Here is a 22,590-nt window from a genome sequence, read left to right on the forward strand (position 1 = left end):
TTCCGAACAGAGAAGTTAAGCCCCTTATGGCCGATGGTACTGCACAACAATGCGGGAGAGTAGGTAGCTGCCATATTTATTTTAAGAAAGCCTTAGTGAAATTCACTGAGGCTTTTTTAATTTTAAGTGTCTTTAACGCTGTCTGCCATTTAACAGGCCGCATACCACGCAGTAACAACTAATACGATATAAACTTATTAACATAATCTGTTGCAAAGCAGAAAAGATCTTATGGTGGTTTTGCCAAGGGTGTTCACCTCTTCCCATTCCGAACAGAGAAGTTAAGCCCCTTATGGCCGATGGTACTGCACAACAATGCGGGAGAGTAGGTAGCTGCCATATTTATTTTAAGAAAGCCTTAGTGAAATTCACTGAGGCTTTTTTAATTTTAAGCGTCTTTAACGCTGTCTGCCATTTAACAGACCGCATACCACTCAGTAACAGCTAATACGATATAAACTTATTAACATAATCTGCTGCAAAGCAGAAAAGATCTTATGGTGGTTTTGCCAAGGGTGTTCACCTCTTCCCATTCCGAACAGAGAAGTTAAGCCCCTTATGGCCGATGGTACTGCACAACAATGTGGGAGAGTAGGTAGCTGCCATATTTATTTTAAAAAAAGCCTTAGTGAAACTCACTGAGGCTTTTTTAATTTTAAGTGTCTTTAAGGCTGTCTGCCATTTAACAGACCGCATACCACTCAGTAACAGCTAATACGATATAAACTTATTAACATAATCTGCTGCAAAGCAGAAAAGATCTTATGGTGGTTTTGCCAAGGGTGTTCACCTCTTCCCATTCCGAACAGAGAAGTTAAGCCCCTTATGGCTGATGGTACTGCACAACAATGCGGGAGAGTAGGTAGCTGCCATATTTATTTTAAAAAAGCCTTAGTGAAACTCACTAAGGCTTTTTTAATTTTCAACCTCCAGTTGAATTCCACCCAAAATCAGCCGATAAAATTTAATCACTTTAGTCTAATCATCTACCTATACAAATAGCAAAAGGAGATCTATCTACTATAATATCTACTACAAATTATCCCGGCTAATCATCTACCTACTAAGAAAATCCCAGGTGATCCATCTACTTAAATATCAACTATAGATTATCCCAGCTAATTATCTTACCAGATTATTTTTCTTAGAACCCGGCGCCACTACCTATACCCAGTCTCTTTTTTATATTCTTCGGATATCTTACCTGGTGCCACTTTGCTATATCTAAAGTTGCTCCCAGATAAAGCCCTGTTTGCTTGAAATACGGAAAGAAAGGTGAGGTATGAAAACGTTGGTTTATAGGGAGATTGAATCTGAATGAATGCTTTGATATATCTATATCCGACTCTTGCGATATAGGCAGGCTGAATAAAACTCACCAGGTCATGCTGTTGCAGAACTAAAAATGCGTCTCTGCATACGGGGATATCAGTAGCAGCCTTGCAGGGAGATCATTACTTTCTGTTTTATAGTTAGCTACAATCGTTCGGCCACTTCCATATCCGCCACTGGCATAGCTTTCATAGCGGAATTGCTTACGCCCGCCAAAAGCACCGAAATAACCCGCACCCAGTTCAAAAGAACCTTCCTGCACGTCATCATCAAACATATGGACAGAATCCCTCGTATTAATGTGATTGCATAGATACTGACCTGCTGCAAGCATGGCAAAATGGTGGGTGACAGCGTAAGCTAAATTAGCTGATGAGAATATAAATAGCAGTATATAGGGCTGTGGTTTGTATCTGGAGAAAGATCGTATATCCTATAACGTTATAGGATATACGATAATATTATTAATGGCGGGTTCTGCCTACTGATTTATACCATTTTGCAATATCAATGGCTACACCCATATCGATTGCTACCGGCTGGAAGAACACCCCATGAGATTGATCATTATAGCCGTTGACAGCAATAGAGTGCATAAACTGGAACTGGTATTTCACTGCACGGTACCCGACTCTTACTGTAAAGGCAGGCTCCACAAAGAATTTAGGGTGATACCCGATAGGGAAAAACTTAGTCCGTGTATCGTTATCATTCTGGATAGCGCCAGCTCCGGCCTGCAGGTTATAGAAATTAACCATTGAAACGCGGGTAGAGAAGGATGCCTCCACAATGTGGTGTGCGAAACCAATGCCTGGCTGGATAAAGGTTTTCGTGAAATTGCTACTCAGGCGATAGTCATCTTTGGTAGCATCTGAGGTGGTGTTGTAGCTGTCAGCCAATGTATTGAAGCCTCCGGTACCAAATCCGCCGAATACTTCGAATATCATTTTCTTTTTTGGATCGAGGGGCTGAAAATAGCCTACAGCACCTTCTACCACGCCGCCGCGTACGTAACTATCCCCAAAGGAGTTATCAGCTTTGTTGCCGTTCGTTAGTATTCCGCCACGGTAAACGTACTGACCGTTGGCCATAACAGCGAAATGGTCGGTAACGGCATAAGCTGTCTGAATGTTATTCAGGGAGAGGCTTGCTTTGAATTCGTGCTTTTCCTTCAGTAAGGGCGTATTGGCAGTATTAGGCACATAAACATTCCGGTTGCAGGACGTTGCAGCTATGAGCAGCAGCGAGACTACAGATAGTATAGGTAATTTCATACAAGTTGCAGGTGTTTTTATACACAGTTAAACGTACCAATAAATGATAATGTTACTGCGATGATTCTCTTTGAATCAGCTCTACCGGAAAAACATAGTTTTTAGTCACTTTAATGGACTCATCCTGGTTAATGAGCTGTATAATCGTGCTGGCTGCTTTCTGCCCCATATTGTACCCGGATTGCTCAATAGTGGACAATGAAGGCGTTATGATACGGGAAGAGAGGTCATTGGAATAGCCCACTACCTTAATTTGTTCTGGAATGGCGATATGTTGTTTGCGTGCTTCCTGGATAAATGCAACAGCAGATGCATCGTTGGCAGAGAAGAGTCCATCCGGGAGGTTTTCCTGGCTCAGGATCTGCTGAGCTGCAGCAGCAGCGGATTGTGTGGTCAGATCGTGTACATGTACCAGTGATTCATCATATGGTATATCATACTTGGCCAATGCGGCTTTATAGCCTGCAAGTCGCTGCTGGTAAAGGTTACAGGTAAGTATTCCGGAGAAATGAGCTATTTTTTTACAACCTTGTCTGATAAGATGTTCCGTCGCCAGCATACCGCCGGTGAAGTCGTCGCCGGTAATTGTATAACCGTTGAAGCCAGTGGGAACACGGTCATAAAAAACGATCGGAATATTATTTTTTATAAATGGGTTGAAGTGATCGGTATTGGTGGTAAACATGGACGATACCGCCAGGAGGCCATCTACACGGAGGGAGTAGAAAGTGTGTACCAGTTCTTTTTCCATGGCTACGGATTCATCTGACTGTCCGATCATGATGGAGAAGCCATATTTATGTGCTTCATGCTGAATACCGCTGATGGCAGTGCTCTGGAAGTACATGGAAGTACGGGGAACGATGAGGCCCAGGATGTTGGACCTTTTTTTCCGCAGACTGGAGGCGATCCAGTTAGGAACGTAGCCCATTTCGGCAGCGGCATCCTGTACTTTTTGCCTGGTTTCCTCATTGATCAGCGGATTATTCTGTAATGCGCGTGAAACCGTGGAAGCGGAGAGGTTCAGCTTCTGGGCGATATCATATATAGTTATTTTATTCGTGCGATCTTTCACTTTTGAGGCTTGGTGGTTTAAAATTCGCGCTATATTAAGCAAATTATCTGTAAATAAAGGAATTATGGTCTGTAACTAAAAACGCCCTTCTGTATTACAACAGAAGGGCGTTTCAGCTTCGAAAAGAAGATTATTATTTGTTATCCAGCGTTTTAGAGATCTGAGCGATCAGGTCCTGGTAATGACCACGGGTAGTAGCATCACCAGCAGCGGCTGCAGCACGCAGTTCAGTTCTGAGTGAAGTCAGCTGATTGCGGCAGATAGCAGTCGCATCAGACAGGGAGGCCGCAATGTCGGTACCTGCCTGGTTGGTAGCCACCAGTTGTTTCGTCAGTTTTTCCACGAAGGAACGCTGCAGGTTTCTGCGGTACACATCTACCGGTTGATGGGTAGTGAGTTCAGAGAAGATAGATTTCTTCAGATCACCCACCATATCAGCTGCTTTATAGGCATTTGCACCGAGGGCACCTTCCGCACCAACCATTTTCGCAATAGTATTGGAAGAGATCAGTCGGGTGAGGATACCATCCTGTACGCCATTGATTACAGCAGGACCGTAATCGCCGGTGAGGCTGTAGATCTGCTGATTGATCAGCCAGTTAGGTGTGGTAAAGAGTTGTTGATTGAGGAAGTTGATCGCATCTTTCTGCATATCCTTACCAACAAATTCTACAACAGCACCTTCCTGTTCAACGGTTTTAGGCGTTGTATAGATACCACCAACGTTTTTAGCCACGTGGCCCATGTAGCGGTTAAACTGACCTACGAGTTCCTTGTAGAGCTCTTTCAGGTCGCCATAGCCTTCGTTAGGTGTTTTGGTCCAGGCCTGGAGATTAGGCATGATGCGCTGCAGGTTTTTGATACCGTACATGCTTGCTTTCATGGCGTTATCACCGAGATCTTCGTTCTGGCAGCGAGGGTCGTTAGGGTCAGACTCAGTACCGAACCAGAATTTTTTATCTTTTAATTTATCAACAGTGAGCGCATTGAGTTTTGATTTCTCTGCATCTTCGTTGTTGTTCAGTTCAGGGAACAGTTTATAACCCCATTGGATCGCCCATTTATCGTAATAGTTAATACGTGGGTAGAGGTCAGCGCCGGAGATACCATCGCCAGGCTGTGCTACATAGTTGAAGCGGGCGTAATCCATGATAGAGGCAGCGTGTCCGTTTTTCTTCACCCATTCTTTATCGCGTAATTTTTCAACAGGATAAGCAGAGCTGGATCCGAAGTTGTGGCGCAGACCGAGGGTATGACCTACTTCGTGAGAAGAAACGAATCTGATGAGTTCACCCATGAGCTCATCGCTGAACTGCATTTTACGTGCGCGTTCGTCGTTAGGTGAAGCCTGGATGAAGTACCAGTTGCGGAGGAGGCGCATTACGTTATGGTACCAGTTGATATGGCTTTCCAGGATTTCGCCGGAGCGTGGATCGTGGATATGCGGGCCGCTGGCGTTAGGGATAGCCGATGGTTTATAAACGATAGCAGAGAATCTGGCGTCGTCGATAGACCAGGTAGAATCTTCTTCTTTGGTAGGCGCCATTTTAGCTATGATAGCGTTTTTGAAGCCAGCCTCTTCGAAAGCTTTCTGCCAGTCATTTACACCAGCGATCAGGTATGGTACCCATTTTTTAGGGGTAGCAGGATCGATGTAGAAGATGATTGGTTTTTGTGGTTCAACGAGTTCGCCGCGTTTATATTTTTCCAGATCTTCCGGTTTAGGTTCGAGTCTCCAGCGGGTGATCATGGAGAGACGTTTAACACCTTGAGGATCTGCATCAAAGTCGGTGATAGAGGTGGTGAAGTAACCAACGCGAGGGTCGAAGTAACGAGGTTGCATTGGTACTTTAGGCAGTAATACGATGGAGCTGTTGAGTTCAACAGTTACGTTTACAGGAGGAGCTGGAGGCATTCCCGGGAAGGAAGGGCCGCCGGCTTTGCTATAGGTTTTAACGGTTCTGATTTCCGTATTGAGTGGGAAAGACTGGATATCAGAAACGTATGATTTATCAGGTTGATAGCCGCTTAACTTCAGGTTTTGTTTCATACCCGGATCGAAGAAAAGGATATCATTATCACCATTGAGATACTCGGTGAGGTCAATGATGGTACCATGGCCTTCTTTGGAGAAAGCTTTGATATCGAAAGCCGCTACGATAGGTTGCAGGTTGGAGTTCATTACAGAGTTGAACATTGGCTGCGTAGAATCTTTGGAACGCTCTGAGTAGGAGATGTTCTTGAGGAAGATTCTGTTATTGGGACCTTTTTCGAATCGGATAACGTTTTCGTTGATGAGGTCACCGCCGAATCCGTCCATGCCGGAGCGGAGTCCTGCGGCGGATTTGGAGAGGCGGTTAACAACCAGGATATCTCTGTTGAGGAGGGAGTCTGCTAATTCGAAGAAGAATCTGTCATCTTGTTTATAGATATTGATTAATCCTGAATCGGCTTTAGCCTGGGCGTTGATAATTTCGGCAAAAGGTTTAGGACCAGGTTTAGGGCCTGGTTTGATCATTGGCTGGCCTGGTTTGCTGGTATCTTTAGCAGGGGCCGAAGCTGTGTGGGAATCAGGTGTGGATTTTTTCCTGTCCTGAGCGATGGCAGAGGTTACGGAGCTGATGGAAACGGCAGCTGCGATGGCCAACACAATGTTGTGTTGTTTTGGTTTGCTCATTTTAAACGGTTGGTTTAATAATTAGTTAGGCATACATTTTTTTGGATGCGCGTTGCAAGTAAGTATATAAAGTGTTAATTTGATAGGAAATTCCACGAGTGCCATAAAAGTAATTAGGAGTGGTGTAAAAATGGGGGTTAGAATTTGTTAAATATGTTAATGACAGTGAATAAGGTAGAGCGGAAATTATGTAATTATAAATCCATATAGTATAGAATTAGCTAATATGGCAATTCTCCGTTAGGAGTGTAAAATGACCGCGACAGTATTGCATTTGCGGGGTAGGTTTTGGGAGATATTAGATAAATAGATGAAGAAATGGGGAAATATATGGCTTGTAATGCGTGCTGGTGGGGGAAAAAATTAAAAATTTGAATTGTAAGAATTATGTTGGAACATTTGAAAATTTTCTTAAATTGTGCGTCCAACTTTGAAAAAAATCAATCTATTTCAAATTTAGGGACAGTGATGGTCGAAAGACTGACCGCGACATTAAAAAATATTGGTTTATTTGCTGGATGTAAGTGTTTGCTCAAAACAAAATGAAGGATGAAATGTGCGCTGGTCGTGCGTTTCGGTGCAGTTGTTAATTTTTGTGGGATTTTTTGGGCTGCACTTGTTTTTTTGAGCCAACCTTATAACTTTGCGAATCACTGAATAAAAGAGTAAATTGAGTGCTACAAAGCATTACAGACAAAGACAGTAATTCATAACTTCTAACAAACAATAGTTTAATTTTTAACACTAAAATTTCAATCAACATGGCTGAGACTAAAACAACTGTGACTGCAGCTACTGCTAAGGCGTCTTCCCATCAACCTAAGAAGTCATCCAACTTATTTGCAACGTTGGCTGTACCTATCTGCCTGGTAATTGGTTTTGTTATTTATTACGGTGTACTGGGTAACCCAGCTAACTTCGAAGGTAACAATACTAATGGTCATCCTATTCCTGATGGTGTTGGTCACTGGTTTGCAACAGTTTACAAAGGTGGTTTTATCGTACCAATTCTGATTTCTGTATTGCTGGTGTGTCTGACTTTCGTAATTGAGCGTTTCCTGTACCTGTCTAAGGCTAAAGGTAAATTCTCTGGTTCTGAGCTGGTTCGCAAAGTACAGTTTCATTTGGCTAACAAAAATGTAGATGCTGCTCTGCAAGAGTGCGACAAACAGAAAGGTTCTGTTGGTAACGTTCTGAAAGCGGGTCTGAAAAAATACAAAGAAATGATTTCCAACACTGAGTTGGATACTGATCAGAAGATCCTGACTATCAAAAATGAAATCGAAGAAACTACTGCACTGGAACTGCCAATGATGGAAAAGAACCTGGTGTTCCTGTCTACCATTGCATCAGTAGCAACCCTCCTGGGTCTGTTCGGTACAGTATTGGGTATGATCAAGGCGTTCTCCGCGATGTCAAACGCAGGTGCTCCTGATTCTTCTCAGCTGGCGTTAGGTATCTCTGAGGCGTTGATCAACACCGCACTGGGTATCGGTACTTCTGCGATTGCGATCATCATGTACAACTTCTTTACTACCAACATCGATAGCATCACTTACGCTATTGACGAATCAGGCTTTACTTTAACTCAGAGCTTTGCTGCTAACCACAAATAATCGTCAGATTATTTTATGGAATATCAGCGGTTTTGAATCTTATTAAAGTAAACCATAAAAAAAGTAAAGATGCCTAAAGTTAAAATGCCAAGGAAAAGCACGTCTGTAGATATGACAGCGATGTGTGATGTGGCTTTTCTGCTCTTAACTTTCTTTATGCTGGCAACTAAGTTCAAACCGGACGAGCCGGTAACCGTAGTTACACCGTCTTCAATTAACACGACCCTTTTACCTGATTCTGACGTATTGTTATTTACGGTAGATAAGGATGGCAGAGTGTTCTTCAGCATGGACGGCCAGCCTAAAAGAAGAAAACTGATCGAGGATCTGAACACTCAGTTCAAACTTGGTCTGGATGATAAAGAAATTCAGAGCTTCGTGGTTGGTGCCAGCGTTGGTACTCCAATCAAGAACCTGAAACAGTATTTATCAGAGACTCCTGATCAGCGTAAAAAATCAAACCTGGATACAGGTATTCCGACTGACTCTGCAAACAATGAGTTGTCTACCTGGATTGAGTATGGTAATGCAGCTCAAGGTAATAACTTCGCTAAGCTGAAGTATTGCATTAAAGCGGACAACCAGACTCCTTATCCAAAAATCAAGGAGATCCTGGATACCTTCAAGAAGAAGCATATCCAGAAACTGAACCTGGTTACTAATCTGGAAGCACCTCCTCCAGGCACTGCTGCCTACGAGGAAATGCAAGCTCCAGCCAAGAAATAATCGGGAGTAGTTTCCAATGTAAATGACAGCAGGCGACCGCTGGACGGCGCTACTCCCTGACCTGGGAGGCTGTTGATTTCAAAACCAAAAAAGCTTACTACTATGGCAGAAATGGATACTAGTGGTGGTGGAAAAGGTAAGAAACACGGTGGAACGAAATCCAAAAAACATTCTACCCGTGTGGATATGACGCCGATGGTGGATTTGGGATTTCTCCTGATTACCTTCTTCATGCTTACCACTACCATGGCCAAGCCCAAAACAATGGACTTGATCATGCCAAAAGATACTCAGGATGAGAAAGAGCAGAACAAAGTAAAAGAAAGTACTGCACTGACCATCTTACTGGGTAAAGATAACAGAGTATATTACTACGAAGGTTTAGCACAAGATCCTAATGCATCTGCTAATCCTGACTTCTTCAAAGCAACTTCGTTTGCTAACAAAGACGGAATCAGGGATGAGATCATTAAGAAAAGAGATGAAGTTGCTAAGTCGAGGAATGCAAAAGGTGAACCAGAAGACGTTGTAATCATTATCAAAGCTGATGATGATGCCACTTACAAAAACTTCGTGGACATCCTGGACGAAATGGCGATCAACCGTATTCAGCGTTATGCTACAGTTGATATCTCCGATCAGGATAAGACATGGATTAAGCAGACAGAAGCTGCTAATGGCGTGAAATAGTCTTATGGAATAATTAATTTTTTGCATCCATCATAAAACATTAACAATGGATTCTGCTAAAGTCTTAAAGTCCGATTTTCTCGACATCCTGTTTGACGGCAGGAATAAGGATTATGGGGCTTACGAACTGAGAAGACAATATAACAAGCGTCTGAGGAACTCCATCCTGGGTACCTCCTCACTCTTTGTATTGCTGCTCGGTGGCTACCTGGCCGCGAATTGGGTAAAGGCTTCTGAGGGAGATCTCGCTAAGAAGCCAGTAATACAAGAAATAAAGATGGAAGATGTGAAGATTCCGGATGATCCGAAAACTCCACCTCCTCCACCTCCTCCTCCGGCACCACCACCGCCGGTTAAACCGTCAGTACAGTTTACTCCTCCTGTTATCAAAAAAGATGCAGAGGTACCACCAGATGAGGAGCCTCCTAAACACGAGGATATCAAAGACAAATCTATCAGCACCAAAACTGTAGAAGGTGACCCGAACGGTATCGATGCGGGCCTGCTGGAAGACAGTAAAGGTACTGGTGTAGTTGAAGCGCCTCCTGCTCCTGCGAAAGAAGAAATCTTCACCTTCGTAGAACAGCCACCTTCCTTCCCAGGCGGTGAAGAAGCGCTGAATAAATACCTCAGCAAAAACATCCGTTACCCACGCGTTGCGCAGGAAAACGGTATCTCCGGTACTGTATTTGTACAGTTCGTAGTTGATTCTGAAGGTAATATCAAAGACGTTAAAACAGTCGGCGCTGCAAAAGGCGGTGGCTTGGAAGAAGAAGCAATTCGCGTGGTGAAAACCATGCCTAAATGGAAACCTGGTAAACAAAATGGTCGTCAGGTATCCGTACAGTTCAACCTGCCTATCCGCTTTACTTTGCAAGAGTAGTACTGCGAAATATTTGATATACAATCCCCGTCTCTACTCAGTAGAGACGGGGATTTTTGCATTATACACTTATTAGTACCTTTGCAGCTTCTAAAACATTCAGGTTATGCTGGGAAAACTTACAGGATTTGATGATACAATCGTTGCAGTAGCCACCGCACCGGGACTAGGGGCCATTGCCGTTATGCGACTGAGCGGAGACAAAGCATTCGATATTACTAACCAGCTGTTCCCGGCTAAAAACCTACTGCTGCAGGCAAGTCATACCCTCCATTTCGGTAGTATCGTGGCCGACAGCCACATCATCGACGAAGTAGTGGTTAGCCTCTATAAAGGCCCCAGGTCCTATACGGGAGAAGATGTTATCGAGATATCCTGCCACGGATCTCCCTATATCCAGCAACAAATCATTGATGCCACCACCAGACTTGGTGCCCGACTGGCAAAACCAGGGGAATTTACCCAACGTGCATTCCTCAATGGCAAGCTAGACCTTACGCAGGCAGAGTCTGTAGCAGACCTGATCGCCAGTAATTCAGCTGCCAGTCACCAGACAGCCATGCAGCAAATGCGCGGTGGATTCTCCAAAGAATTACATACCCTTCGCGACCAACTGATTACCTTTTCTGCATTGATAGAGCTGGAGCTTGACTTCAGCCAGGAAGATGTTGAATTCGCTGATAGAACAAGATTATATGAGCTGGTGTCTTCCTCAACGGCAACCATCAGGCACCTGATAGACTCCTTCCGGATGGGAAATGTTATCAAGAATGGTGTAAATACAGCCATTGTAGGAAAGCCTAACGCGGGTAAATCTACCTTACTTAATACCCTTCTGAATGAAAACAGGGCCATTGTGAGCGATATTGCCGGTACCACCAGGGATACCATCGAAGAAGTGCTCAATATTGATGGAATTCTGTTCAGGCTCATCGATACCGCCGGCATCCGGGAAAGTAATGACACCATTGAAAGTATTGGTGTGCAGAAAACCATGGAGAAAATTAAAGAGGCCGGCGTGGTTGTTTATCTCTTTGATGTAAATGAAATCTCACCGGCAGAGCTTCAACAACAGGTAGATTTATTTAAAGCAGATAAAATCAATTATCTCCTGGTTGGTAACAAAACAGATATCGCGGGAGAGACTGCTATTCGCTCCAAATTTGTCGATTTTCCTGAGATTTTGCTGATTTCTGCAAAAAATCACGGTCATATTGAAGAGCTGAAGCAGACGCTGGTAAATAAAGTTATATCGGGAGATATCAACACAGAAGATACTATAATCACAAATGCACGTCATCATAGTGCGCTGGAAGAAGTTTTGAAATCCCTTTACGACGTGAAAGGCGGAATGGATAATGGCTTGCCCGGTGATTTGCTGGCGCTCGATATCCGCCGTGCATTACATTTTCTCGGAGAAATCACTGGAGAAGTGACCAATGAAGATAGATTGGATTATATATTTAGTAAGTTTTGTATTGGAAAATAAAGTGGCATAAACAACGTAAAGCATTCATAGTGAAATATGATGAAAGCCCCGTCAATGGGGCTTTTTCTATGTCCGGTGTTTTTAATTGTTTTTGGTTGTTTCGCGATGTTTTGAGCATTTTTGGACCTTATTTGTACCTCAAAGCATAGAAATGTTTTCGTAAATTGAAAAGGCGAGATAATGCACCACTCAGCACCATACAGCCCTATGTTGTACCATTACTGAACTGTTTCTGTAAGACATTGATATATAATTAGTTAAATATCAGAGTAAACCAAGTATTGTCAATACTCTTGCCGTGATTTCGTGGTGAAGAAAACCACTTCCCGGACATGCAGTGACTCCTGCGCGAAAATGTTCTATAAGGCGAGACAGAAAGCCGCCAAGGTAGAGCAGAGCGACAATGAGACGCCGGCCATCAAAGCAAAACCCATTGAGGAAGTAAAGATCAAAGAGTTTCTAAACACACATTAACGAACAAAAAAACCAAAGAGAGTTCTTGTATCTGGAAGAGTTGCTGACACTCGCCGCAGCAGCACCACCACAAGAGAACAAGCATACACTTACTATTGATGCGATAGTACATGAACTAAATGCTATTGCAGTCATAACGGAATTGACGATTGTAAAATTACAACCTACGTGCTAGGAGATGCAAGATTTGTGATGTGTTATATAATACTGCCGACACATTGGTTGACTAGTCTAAAGGCCTTTTAACAATCTTATAAACTCGTATCGCGAAGAATTTTAGACTAGTTGGTTGTCTTTAATAATTACTTGGGATAATTCTATCCCAGAATAAATATTTAAATATAAATATATTAGTAAAAAGACTCAATAACATAATGAAGAAACTATTGCTACAAAGTATGCTCCGGCATATTCATCTCATAGATAGCAAATACCAAGAGATTGCAAGGATCACCGGGGAGAATTTCAATATTTTCAAGATACTGAGACTAGAAACAAAAGAAGTACGATTACATTCATCATTACTTGCCGAATTGTTGAATCCAAAGGGAAGTCATGGTAAAGGGGATGTATTTTTAAAATTACTTTTATCATCTTTAAATGTTCGCAATTTTGACACGGAGGGAGCCGAAGTATTTGTTGAGGACTTTGCGGGTCATATTAATAGTGACTATACGGAAGGAGGTAGAATAGATATTTTAATCAAACCCAAAAAAGGGCCGGAAATCATAATAGAGAACAAAATCCACGCAGAAGATGCCAAAAATCAATTAGTTCGATATAAGGCACATTATAGGAATGCAAGAATTTACTACCTGACTTTGAATGGTGACCATCCTTCAAAAGATAGTGTTGGAAATTTAGAATTAGAAAAAGACTTCTTTCTCCTATCATATAGATCAAATATCTTAGAATGGTTAGAATTATGTCAAAAGGAAGCAACTGCATTGCCCTCAATTCGCGAGGTTATATCACAATACGTTTTTTTACTTAAATTTTTAACAGGACAATCCCCTACAACAACCATGGAAAATGAAATCTTATCAATAATTGGTAGTAATGAAGAAAATATAATGTCATCCTTTGACATTGTTAATTCAATGTCAGGATTAAAGGCGCAATTAATGAAAAAGCTCAAGGAAGACATTATAGGTTCCATGGCCGATTTAATTAAGGAATATCCGGATTTGGAATTTTTCATTTCGGAGAATCTAGGGATGAAAGATTCAGAAATAGCTTTCTGGGAAAAAAAATGGGGTAACAATCATAGAGAAAAATATTCTATATCCTTTTACTTTGATGGAGTATATAAATCTTTTTTCATCGGCGTTTACTGGAATCCCGAACTAGGGTCATTAGAATTAAAAAATCAACTCTTTAATGCACTTAATACTTTCAAAACCGGGAAAGGTGCTCTATCAAACTGGGCATGGCTTCACTACTATTCTGGGGCTTATGGATCATGGGACAATCAGTCAGAACCATGGATTCATATTTTTAACGGGAAAATGCGACAGGTAATAATTGAAGAGTTAAAGCAAGTATTGGTATTAGTCAAGAATGTATTAGCAAAACATAGCTAAAATCGAAATTCAGTCTAATTTCAATTACGGAAATAGCACAAAAATACGGCAATAAGGAAGATTAAATCTTCACATTCCCTAATGATTTAGGTTTCTACAAAAATGTATCATGGCAAAATCAGGTAATTATCCAACAAGGTTTGAAGAAAGGAAGGCTATATCAACGTCTGATCTGCGAAAATGGAAGTATTTAGAGCCTGAAACATGGCGCAGCGGTACCGCTCAGCTGGAGCCGGAGCGGTATAGTACACAGCCAAATAAGCATCAGTGTCAATATGGTTGCATTTCAACCATACCTACAATTAGATTATCATTGGTAAGTACTGCTGAGCGCAACGGGATTATTCGAGATTAGCACATACCCCTACCCGTTATATCGGAGATGAAGGACCAGGAAAGGTAAAAGCATTCCTTTCAAGAATGGCCTTAGTTCAAATGGCCCGATTATTACAAAGAATATGAATCTGCTATAACGGCTTTATTACAATATCACAAAATTGGCAATTCTCCACCAGTAAACCTTTAAGATTAGAATATACCTGATGCTGATTTTTGTGCTTGGCTTTACTGCATTATACGGGCAAGCAAACCAGCAGAAGGAACGAAATATCACTGCATTCGCAAAGGTTTTTGGTTATGTGAGATATTTTTATCCTTCGGATGAAGCGGCGAACGCTGATTGGGAGCGCTTCTCAATCTATGATGTCCGCCGTATTGGCATTCAGCCGGATGATAAGGCGCTGGTAAAAGAATTGAATAACCTGTTATGGCCTTCTTTTCCTGCATTGGAAATTTATTCTGGGGATGAACGCCCAACAGCTGCCCGTGAATAGCTGCAGAATACTGCAGGCGTCCGATTGGTTTACTGGCAACATCTGGGCCTTGGTACGCCCTTCAGCAAAAATAATTATCCGTCTATCTATAAATCGGTACTGGTAAACGCAATTGCAGGCAAACAGGATTTATCTCTGGTGGATACTGCATCGAAAGCAATAGAAGGAAGGGAAGGACGTCAATGAGCTCGGAACGCCCTACGGTATAGCAGGATTTATATTTATAAATAGTGTTTATAAATAGATCGATTTACCTTAAAAGACGTTGGCCTCATAATCGCTTTCCCATGCCAGTAATACTTTAACATGGGAAAGCTGTATATTCCTTTAATCATCATCTTCCTCAGACTTCGGATCAACCTTCAATCCCAGTGCTTTCAATCCTTTCTGATGAGCACCGAAAAACGCTTTAGGGAAAGGTTTATCACCATGAATGGTAGACCATACATATTCACTGAATATCAAAGCATCTTTATCAATTAAGTCTGGCTTCGAAAAATCCATTTTCTGTGTCAGTGGCGCTAATTTGGCGGTGGTTTTACTTTTGATCTGATCCTTGCGGGGATTCAGTTCATTGATTGCGACTGTTGGCGTAAGGCTGGTATAGCCGGTGTAGTCAGGTTCCTGATTGAAGCATTCCGTCATTAGTGGCGCTACTGCGACCAGCTGGTTCATAGGTTGTACACCGAATATCTGGCAGATGGTATGGAGTACTGACGACTGATTGTAGAAATGGCTGATGACAGTATCACGCTTTATATGCGGGCCTGCTACCAGGCAGAAGGAACGGTGTCCATCTACGTGGTCGGTGCCACTTTGCGGATCATCTTCATTGATAAATATCGCCATATCTTTCCAGAAAGAACTTTTTGATAGTGCTTCCACGACCCGGCCGGTAGCCCAGTCGTTGTCGGTCACATAGGCGCGTGGCGTAGGTAATTCTTCACTATAACCGCTGGTATGGTCGTTAGGAAGATAGACGATCATAAATTCAGGCAGATTGCCTGCCGCTTCATATTCCTTCAGTGCCTGGATAAATACATCTGCTCTTACCTGATCGGTAATATTCATGTTCCAACCCGGATAGCGCAGGTCGCTGTATTTTTCCAGACTTTTCATTGCATAGGAGCATTGGTACTGAGCTGAATCATTTTTATTTTTCCAGGAGTTATATACATCGCTCCAGGTTTTGCCTTTAGTTATTTCGGCAAGATCTGTTTCTCCAAAGTTTCTGAAAGAAATGCCTTTACGCAATAAGTGATTCCAGATGAAACCGCAGCCGGCATACGACAAAGGATCTGTTCCGAAGTCATAGGCACAGTGTCCATTGGAGAAATCTTTTTCGTGGTAAGGAGTTGTTATCCCCTGAATAGCCCATTGGTGGCCATCGCTGGAATTTACACCGTTACAATAATAGTTGTCGAGTAGAACGAACTGTTTGGCAAGTGCATGCGTATTCGGCGTGATCTCTCTGCCAAATTCGACCAGTTTCGGATCACAGTTACCTTTACCGAAGTCGCCAAGTACCTGGTCAAATTTCTTATTCTCTTTAATAATATATACTACATGTTTAATGGAAGAAGGTTCTCCGACCTTATCGGGTACTGGTTTGGGCCTGGTGTTCGCATTGCTTACTGCCTGGGCTCTCAGTAATTCTATAAAGTGAAAACCTTTGCGGGCATTCGCAGTATAGATATCCAGTTCTGCCTGATTGGCGGGGAGCGGTACTTTCTGAATTTCTCCTTTTACGGCCGTTACGTTTCCGATGAACAGATTATTTCCTGCGATACCTATAGTTCCGGGAAAGCCACCTGCTGCGATGAAGCCATAGGGCTCTTTTTGCGGGTGTTTGGGATCTATAAGGGCAATGGAATTATTTCCGGCATTGGCTGCAAAGAGCGTTTTCCCATCGGCGCTGAATGCCAATGCGGTTGTCAGACTGCCATAGGGCAGAGCAGGATCCGGTTTGGTGCTGATGGTATGTACTACTTTAAAGGTCTTTGTATCTATCACACTGATACCATCGCCGCTATCATCAGTGACATAGAGTAATTTACCATCAGGGGCCAGTGTCATTGATTCCGGGTGGATACGGGTGGTGATGTCCCTGATTTTCTTTCCGGCTTCGAGGTCTATAACGGTAACGGATCCACGTAGTGCGACAGAACGATCATCAACCGCTACGTCTGTGCCGGCAGATTTTTCTGTTCTGTCATTTTTCCCGGGATGTGGCCCACCGAAGTTACTCACGAAGGCAAGTTGTTTGTCTTTACTGATGGTGATCGCATAAGGGCAAACACCTACGGGAATTCTTTTTAATACCTTGCCTTTAGCGATGTCTACTACAGCAATTTCATTCGTGATGGCAAGGGCAACATAGGCGATATTATTTTTGCCGATCGCGATTCCCAGCGGGTTTACTTTTTTATTATTTGGAGAGAGGTCGATTTTCTTTGTCAGCGTAAATGCGCCTGACTGGCTGATATTGCCTATGTACAGGTTTTTCTCCAGTCCGGTGAAATATATGGTAGAATCGTTGGCATCAACGGTAAGGCCGTTCATGGAGCTGGATTCCTTATCCGGACTTATAAAGTTGTCAAGTGTCTTAAAATCTTTTGCATCAATAAAAGTCAGTTGCCTGTTGGTTTTGGCGATAAGGATTTGTTGATGCTGTGCAAATTCCAGGTTTAATACGCGGGTCCCTTTTGCCAGGTTGAGGCTTTGTCCGGCAGGATTGAGTAGCTGGGCATTTGCCAGGAGTTTATCACCGGCCAGCGAATGGCTCCAGGCGGTATCCACAGGTTTACGGATATCCTGATGTGGTTCCGGGACCTGTGCCTGAAGGTGCTGTGTAGTCAGCAGCAAGCCGGCAAAGAGGATTTTTGAAAAAGAAGATAGTTCTGTTTTCATAATTTTTAATTGTTGAAATCGGGTGTTGTCAAGGCATGCCGCATGAAACGAGGCAAGCCTGAATCCCTGATGATTGTTCACTGATGTATAATAATACTAAACTAAGGAAAGATGCCGGCAGAAAGATACAGGAGCGGTTAATTTGAGGTTATGGTTTTGCAGGAGAATGGTTTCATAATATACTAGTGCCACATTCCGCTTTTGCTACGGAATGTGGCGGTTATTAGTATCCATATGATCAGAATGCTGAATAATCTGCATTGAAATCAGACCAGCCTTTATAGAGACTATCTGCCGATGGTTGATGTGGATAGTCTGCTTCTGCTCCAAATTGTGGGTTGAAAATGAACAGATCTAAGTCATTCATCAACTTAATCACAATTGGAAAAGCTTCTTTGCCATGGGTATCTGGCAATTTATAATTAAGATGGAATTGAAAATGAGTGTTCTCAAACTCTTCAAATTCAAATTCATCTTCATCTCCTGCCAATGGTTCGTCATACTCAAAGTAAAAACAGGTTCCTGTCTCATTATTCTCATACCACCAGCTATTTGAGTTATGCTCATTGGGTATGGACAAATTAACTGTCAGATATTTATTTATATCTTCTTTAGATATTAATGTATTTCTCCTTTTGAAGAGGAAAAGATCGTAACTCATGGTATAAGGATTATATTAATACTAATTAGAATTGATTAAGGTAATAGAATTTTTCTACATCTTCCATTTACCTATTCCTATGCTCGCCCGGAATTTTCCGGGTGGCCTTTTTAAAAAATTTATTAAAATTAGAAGAATACTCAAATTGAAAATCTAATCCAGATGAACAAACAGCATTTAAACACAGACGAAGCGATCACCTTACTGAAAGTTATTAATGACTATACTTACGCATTGGATGTACTGGATCAATATGACCACCAGACGCTGCAGGTAGATGACGTTACCACAGATAACCTTTTTATTATTACTTATCAATCGGCGATGGATGCTATATATGGCCTTCGAGATAAATTCGGAGGAAGTAGTTTGTTTGGAAATGAGAAAGATGAGTCATTTAAGGGATCACTCGGCGCTATTTATCAGACTTTTGACGGGAAATACCTCTATCCAAGTGTAGAAGAGAAAGCGGCTAACCTGCTCTATTTTGTCATCAAGAACCATTCTTTCTCAGATGGGAATAAGCGTATAGCTGCATTTTTGTTTGTCTGGTTCCTGGAAAAAAACCGGATCCTTTATCATGCCGACGGGAGCAAAAAAATTGCCGATAATGCCCTGGTGGCGATGGCCTTGATGATCGCTGAATCTAAACCTGAAGAAAAGGAAATCATGATTAAGGTGGTGGTAAATCTTATCAATTTAAGGAATTAGCCCTGTATAGATTTATAAATGTCCTCACGTATCCTATAATTTGATTGTTATTTTATTGTTTATTATTAATGTGTTAATTGTTGATTTTTAGTTATTTATAACTTTGTTCGCACTTTGTTCTTCTTTTGTTTTCCCTTTTTGCCCGCTTTAATTTGCATGGAGCCTATTCCCGGTGATAACTTGGAGGCATGATTGAGTAACCTATCAACTCAAGTTCTACGTGTATGAAAAAGCTAAATATTTTGTGTGCCGGCATGCGGGTACACTCACCAACTATTCTTGCGCATAAGCAACCATTCCTTTCACCTGCAGTATACAGGTCCGACACTGCTGAAGGGAAAATCATCCAACTTTCATAACCGGACGAATGAATTAAAGCAACCAAAACCCGGCATATCCGGATAATCAATGGCCATCCATGATGGGCCACATCTATTCCTATACATGGTTTTTTAAACAAAATTTATTGCAAAGCATATGAAAATGCACCAATTCTTAAGCATTGTACTGCTCCTGCTGACATTTCAGGCAATGGCACAGGAACCTGCTACGCAAGGCACCGTGGTAAAGGGCACTGTTGTTACTGAGCAACATGAAGCGGTACCGGGTGTTACCATCCTGGAGGAAGGAACCTCCAATGGCGCTGCTACCGATGCCAGCGGACATTTCTCTCTAAGAGTACAGAAGCTGCCTACCACACTCGCTGTTCGCAGTGTGGGTTTCGACAGTCGTATTGTTACTGTCAGCAGCCCTACAGGTAACCTAGAAATTGTACTGACATCATCATCAAAACAACTGAAAGACATCGTAGTAATAGGTTACAGCGAACAGAAGAAAGCTAATCTGATCGGTGCTGTTTCTTCGATTGATACTAAAGATCTTTCCAAAATGGCGGTTACCGGTGTGGCTACCATGCTGCAAGGCCGTGCTGCCGGCGTATCTGTTACCAATGCCAGTGGTGATCCGCGTTCTACCGGAACGGTGGTAATCAGAGGGGTGGGGAACATCAGGGGCATGGCGCCATTATATGTAGTGGATGGGGTGCCAGCCATCGGAAACACCGGATTTAACATGAACTCAAAGGATATCGAGAATATCCAGGTACTCAGAGATGCATCTTCTGCCGCCATCTATGGTGCGCGCGCTGCCGGTGGTGTAATCCTGATTACTACCAAAAAGGGTTCCCGCAAGGAAAGGACCAATGTGGATATCTCTGTTAACCAGGGTTATAGTCAGGGTACTTTCATGCCTAAATTATTAAATACACAGGATTATAAGAAAGCCTGGTCTGCGATCATTCCAACGGCGAACAACTGGGATGAGTCTGTAAATACGGATTGGGTAAATTATTTATACCGCACCGGTAAAGAGCAGGACTACAACGCTTCTGTAAGTGGAGGTAGCGAAAAGAACAACTATTATGTATCTGCCGGCTACAAACGTATGGACGGTATCGTTATCAACTCCTGGTCTGAAAGATACAGTCTGCGTGTAAACAGCGATTTTGACCTGGGCAAAAGGGTGAAGGTGGGCGAGCGCCTGAACTTATATTCCTATTCAGATAATCCGCCGGTGATTACTGGTAATGCGGTGAATGCCTATGCATTGCCATACCGTTCTTCACCTATGATGCGCACTAAAAATGCTGACGGTACCTGGGGTGGATTGCCATCTTCAGGAAACTACAACGGTGGAAACTGGGCTGCATATGTAAATACTGTTGACAGAAGGTACCAGGCCCTGGAAACAGAAGGTAACCTCTATTTAGATGTAGAACCGGTAAATGGTCTGCACGTACGTGCCACTGGTGGTGCAGACGTAACCAGTAGCATGGCCCGTCAGTTTGAGGCTAAATGGTATGTTTCCGGTCAGTCTAATCAGCCGCAGGATAACCTGCGTAAGCAAAGCAATATGTCGATGGCTTATGTAGGTAATATCGTGGCTTCTTACGGAAAGAAAATCGGTGACCATGATTTTAAAGTACTGGCAGGTATGGAAGGAAGGAAATCTTCTTCCGATGACCTGAGCGGGTCTATCTATGCGGTTAACTCCGCCTATTCTGTTCCGGTGATTTCAGATGCCTTCCCGGTAGGTTTTTCTGAATCTTCTGCACTCAGCAATGTTCCTGCAAATACCAGCGGACGTTCTTCCGATATGAACTACGGCGTTACGCGTATGATGAGTTATTTCGGTAAACTGAACTATGCCTATAAAGATAAATATCTGCTGGAAGCCAACCTCCGTCAGGATATCAGCGATCGTTTCGCGCCTGCTTACAGGAAAGGTAACTTCCCTTCCGCAGCTGCTGGCTGGAGAATTTCTGAAGAGAGTTTCCTGAAAGATAAGCTCAATGCCTTATCTGATCTGAAACTGAGAGTTTCTTACGGAAGCCTGGGTAATGATGGCGTGGGCAGCTATGTATATATTCCTTCTCTTGCCAACTACGATAAAACACAATTCAATGAACTGCCTGGAACCGGTGCTGTCAGCGGTTGGGGAATAGGTCGTGTGGCTAACCAGAACATTCACTGGGAAACGGTGACCACTTCCAACGTGGGTGTAGATGTAGGCTTATTCAGAAATAAACTGAACGTAACACTGGATTATTATATCCGTGATACAAAAGATATGCTGTATCAACGTAGTCTGCCGCCAAGTGCCGGTATGACCAATGGGCATAACGCTTCCGACAGCTATGTACTGGATATGAACCTCGGACAGATGCGGAATAAGGGGCTGGAAGTAACTGTCAGCTACCACGATAACTTCGGTAAAGTGGGTGTAAACGTAGGATTCAATGCTGCATTCAACCGCAACAGAATTCTGTCGTTCGGTGGGGAGTCGCTGCCAATCGATGCTGGTTCTGCGGGTGAATACTGGTCTGGCATCGTAGCCCGTACAAAGTTGAATTCTCCGATATCTCAGTTCTATGGATTTAAAACCAAAGGCCTGATCCCTGATCAGAAAACTATTGACGACCTGAATGCCAAAGCACAGGCTAAAGGCAATGCCTACTGGTATGCACCAGGTTCCGGCCCGGGCGATATCTGGTACGAGGACCTGAACGGCGATGGCGTTATCAACGACCAGGACAGAACCTTTATCGGTAACCCATTACCTAAAATGACCTATGGTTTCAACATTGGTTTGTCTTACGAGGGCTTCGACCTGAATGCTTTCTTCAACGGTGTGTATGGCAATGATGTGTATAACGGTCTGGATGGCTACTATCAGAGTATTTACAACGATTTCAATACTACATCACAGGTATTCAACAGTTCCTTCATGTACGGTAATGGCCTGACAAATCAGCCAAGATTTGGTTACTACAGTGGTAACTCCTTCCAGTATGATCCAAATGGTAACTACAAAAGGATTTCTGATTACCATGTACAGAAAGGCTCCTTCCTGCGTCTGCAGAACCTGCAGATCGGTTACAACCTGCCTCAGAAGGTGCTGAACCGCATGAAAGTAAGATCAGTAAGAGTGTACTACAGCGGACAGAATTTATTCGTGATATCAAAAGTTAAGAATGCGGATCCTGAAGTGGGTTTCTCCGGTGCCAACTCAAGTGCACTGGCACAGGGTATTCTCTCTCCGGAAGTATATCCTAAAACAAGGCTTCACTCATTTGGAATTGAATTCGGGTTTTAATC

At 42.8% G+C, this 22,590-nt stretch carries 16 protein-coding genes and 3 rRNA genes; 13 read left to right on the forward strand and 6 right to left on the reverse strand.

What is annotated here, in order from left to right:
- The 4 genes from F3J22_RS30420 to rrf (F3J22_RS25335) form a co-directional block, all read left to right on the forward strand.
- A partial coding sequence (locus tag F3J22_RS30420) for a hypothetical protein (RefSeq protein WP_205195667.1) occupies positions 1-182 on the forward strand: 182 nt, incomplete at its 5' end.
- A 48-nt stretch (positions 183-230) separates the two neighbouring features.
- Positions 231-342, forward strand: a 5S ribosomal RNA gene (gene rrf, locus F3J22_RS25325).
- Between the two features lie 154 nt (positions 343-496).
- Positions 497-608: ribosomal RNA gene (rrf, locus tag F3J22_RS25330) — 5S ribosomal RNA — on the forward strand.
- A gap of 155 nt (positions 609-763) precedes the next feature.
- Positions 764-875: ribosomal RNA gene (gene rrf / locus F3J22_RS25335) — 5S ribosomal RNA — on the forward strand.
- A 524-nt stretch (positions 876-1,399) separates the two neighbouring features.
- On the opposite strand, the gene F3J22_RS25340 is transcribed toward rrf (F3J22_RS25335), so the two are convergent.
- The 4 genes from F3J22_RS25340 to F3J22_RS25355 all read right to left on the reverse strand — a co-directional run bounded on the left by F3J22_RS25340 (position 1,400) and on the right by F3J22_RS25355 (position 6,358).
- Entirely contained in the window at positions 1,400-1,609 is a 210-nt protein-coding gene (locus tag F3J22_RS25340) for a hypothetical protein (protein WP_167020803.1), read from the reverse strand.
- A 187-nt stretch (positions 1,610-1,796) separates the two neighbouring features.
- Positions 1,797-2,606, reverse strand: coding sequence for a hypothetical protein (locus F3J22_RS25345; protein WP_167020804.1), 810 nt, complete (start codon positions 2,604-2,606; stop codon positions 1,797-1,799).
- Positions 2,607-2,658: 52 nt separating this feature from the next.
- Positions 2,659-3,681, reverse strand: coding sequence for a LacI family DNA-binding transcriptional regulator (locus F3J22_RS25350; RefSeq protein WP_167020805.1), 1,023 nt, complete (start codon positions 3,679-3,681; stop codon positions 2,659-2,661).
- 133 nt (positions 3,682-3,814) lie between these two features.
- A complete protein-coding gene (locus F3J22_RS25355) occupies positions 3,815-6,358 on the reverse strand; it encodes a zinc-dependent metalloprotease (protein WP_167020806.1) in 2,544 nt (847 codons plus the stop codon).
- 761 nt (positions 6,359-7,119) lie between these two features.
- On the opposite strand from F3J22_RS25355, the gene F3J22_RS25360 reads away from it, so the two are divergent.
- From F3J22_RS25360 to F3J22_RS25390, 7 genes are all read left to right on the forward strand, one after another.
- Complete coding sequence (locus tag F3J22_RS25360; protein WP_167020807.1) at positions 7,120-7,974, forward strand: MotA/TolQ/ExbB proton channel family protein; 855 nt, start codon at positions 7,120-7,122, stop codon at positions 7,972-7,974.
- A gap of 69 nt (positions 7,975-8,043) precedes the next feature.
- The gene (locus tag F3J22_RS25365) at positions 8,044-8,700 is read left to right on the forward strand and encodes a biopolymer transporter ExbD (RefSeq protein ID WP_167020808.1); all 657 of its coding nucleotides are present in this window, start codon (positions 8,044-8,046) and stop codon (positions 8,698-8,700) included.
- A 102-nt stretch (positions 8,701-8,802) separates the two neighbouring features.
- Positions 8,803-9,390 carry a biopolymer transporter ExbD gene (locus tag F3J22_RS25370; RefSeq protein ID WP_167020809.1) on the forward strand — a complete coding sequence of 196 codons (588 nt, stop codon included), beginning with the start codon at positions 8,803-8,805 and terminating at the stop codon, positions 9,388-9,390.
- 46 nt (positions 9,391-9,436) lie between these two features.
- Positions 9,437-10,273 carry an energy transducer TonB gene (locus F3J22_RS25375; RefSeq protein WP_167020810.1) on the forward strand — a complete coding sequence of 279 codons (837 nt, stop codon included), beginning with the start codon at positions 9,437-9,439 and terminating at the stop codon, positions 10,271-10,273.
- A 106-nt stretch (positions 10,274-10,379) separates the two neighbouring features.
- Entirely contained in the window at positions 10,380-11,762 is a 1,383-nt protein-coding gene (gene mnmE / locus F3J22_RS25380; protein WP_167020811.1) for a tRNA uridine-5-carboxymethylaminomethyl(34) synthesis GTPase MnmE, read from the forward strand.
- Between the two features lie 848 nt (positions 11,763-12,610).
- A complete protein-coding gene (locus tag F3J22_RS25385; protein ID WP_167020812.1) occupies positions 12,611-13,819 on the forward strand; it encodes a PD-(D/E)XK nuclease family protein in 1,209 nt (402 codons plus the stop codon).
- Positions 13,820-14,361: 542 nt separating this feature from the next.
- Positions 14,362-14,652: a hypothetical protein gene (locus F3J22_RS25390; protein ID WP_167020813.1), complete on the forward strand. Its 291-nt coding sequence runs from the start codon at positions 14,362-14,364 to the stop codon at positions 14,650-14,652.
- 327 nt (positions 14,653-14,979) lie between these two features.
- Here the strand turns inward: F3J22_RS25390 and F3J22_RS25395 are convergent, their stop codons facing one another.
- On the reverse strand, positions 14,980-17,562 hold the full coding sequence (locus F3J22_RS25395) for an alkaline phosphatase family protein (protein ID WP_167020814.1): 2,583 nt from the start codon (positions 17,560-17,562) through the stop codon (positions 14,980-14,982).
- A 238-nt stretch (positions 17,563-17,800) separates the two neighbouring features.
- Positions 17,801-18,223, reverse strand: coding sequence for a hypothetical protein (locus F3J22_RS25400; RefSeq protein WP_167020815.1), 423 nt, complete (start codon positions 18,221-18,223; stop codon positions 17,801-17,803).
- A 162-nt stretch (positions 18,224-18,385) separates the two neighbouring features.
- On the opposite strand from F3J22_RS25400, the gene F3J22_RS25405 reads away from it, so the two are divergent.
- Complete coding sequence (locus tag F3J22_RS25405; protein ID WP_167020816.1) at positions 18,386-18,934, forward strand: type II toxin-antitoxin system death-on-curing family toxin; 549 nt, start codon at positions 18,386-18,388, stop codon at positions 18,932-18,934.
- 483 nt (positions 18,935-19,417) lie between these two features.
- Positions 19,418-22,588 carry a TonB-dependent receptor gene (locus tag F3J22_RS25410; RefSeq protein ID WP_167020817.1) on the forward strand — a complete coding sequence of 1,057 codons (3,171 nt, stop codon included), beginning with the start codon at positions 19,418-19,420 and terminating at the stop codon, positions 22,586-22,588.
- Positions 22,589-22,590 lie beyond the last annotated feature (2 nt).

This window comes from Chitinophaga sp. Cy-1792, from assembly GCF_011752935.1.
Lineage (GTDB): Bacteria > Bacteroidota > Bacteroidia > Chitinophagales > Chitinophagaceae > Chitinophaga.

What these genes read in the sequence shown, in the direction of transcription:
- F3J22_RS25340 (WP_167020803.1), bottom strand. Translation starts at nt 1,609, where the DNA reads ATGTTTGATGATGACGTGCAGGAAGGTTCTTTTGAACTGGGTGCGGGT.
- F3J22_RS25345 (WP_167020804.1), bottom strand. Translation starts at nt 2,606, where the DNA reads ATGAAATTACCTATACTATCTGTAGTCTCGCTGCTGCTCATAGCTGCA.
- F3J22_RS25355 (WP_167020806.1), bottom strand. Translation starts at nt 6,358, where the DNA reads ATGAGCAAACCAAAACAACACAACATTGTGTTGGCCATCGCAGCTGCC.
- F3J22_RS25360 (WP_167020807.1), top strand. Translation starts at nt 7,120, where the DNA reads ATGGCTGAGACTAAAACAACTGTGACTGCAGCTACTGCTAAGGCGTCT.
- F3J22_RS25365 (WP_167020808.1), top strand. Translation starts at nt 8,044, where the DNA reads ATGCCTAAAGTTAAAATGCCAAGGAAAAGCACGTCTGTAGATATGACA.
- F3J22_RS25370 (WP_167020809.1), top strand. Translation starts at nt 8,803, where the DNA reads ATGGCAGAAATGGATACTAGTGGTGGTGGAAAAGGTAAGAAACACGGT.
- F3J22_RS25375 (WP_167020810.1), top strand. Translation starts at nt 9,437, where the DNA reads ATGGATTCTGCTAAAGTCTTAAAGTCCGATTTTCTCGACATCCTGTTT.
- mnmE (WP_167020811.1), top strand. Translation starts at nt 10,380, where the DNA reads ATGCTGGGAAAACTTACAGGATTTGATGATACAATCGTTGCAGTAGCC.
- F3J22_RS25385 (WP_167020812.1), top strand. Translation starts at nt 12,611, where the DNA reads ATGAAGAAACTATTGCTACAAAGTATGCTCCGGCATATTCATCTCATA.
- F3J22_RS25390 (WP_167020813.1), top strand. Translation starts at nt 14,362, where the DNA reads ATGCTGATTTTTGTGCTTGGCTTTACTGCATTATACGGGCAAGCAAAC.
- F3J22_RS25395 (WP_167020814.1), bottom strand. Translation starts at nt 17,562, where the DNA reads ATGAAAACAGAACTATCTTCTTTTTCAAAAATCCTCTTTGCCGGCTTG.
- F3J22_RS25400 (WP_167020815.1), bottom strand. Translation starts at nt 18,223, where the DNA reads ATGAGTTACGATCTTTTCCTCTTCAAAAGGAGAAATACATTAATATCT.
- F3J22_RS25405 (WP_167020816.1), top strand. Translation starts at nt 18,386, where the DNA reads ATGAACAAACAGCATTTAAACACAGACGAAGCGATCACCTTACTGAAA.
- F3J22_RS25410 (WP_167020817.1), top strand. Translation starts at nt 19,418, where the DNA reads ATGCACCAATTCTTAAGCATTGTACTGCTCCTGCTGACATTTCAGGCA.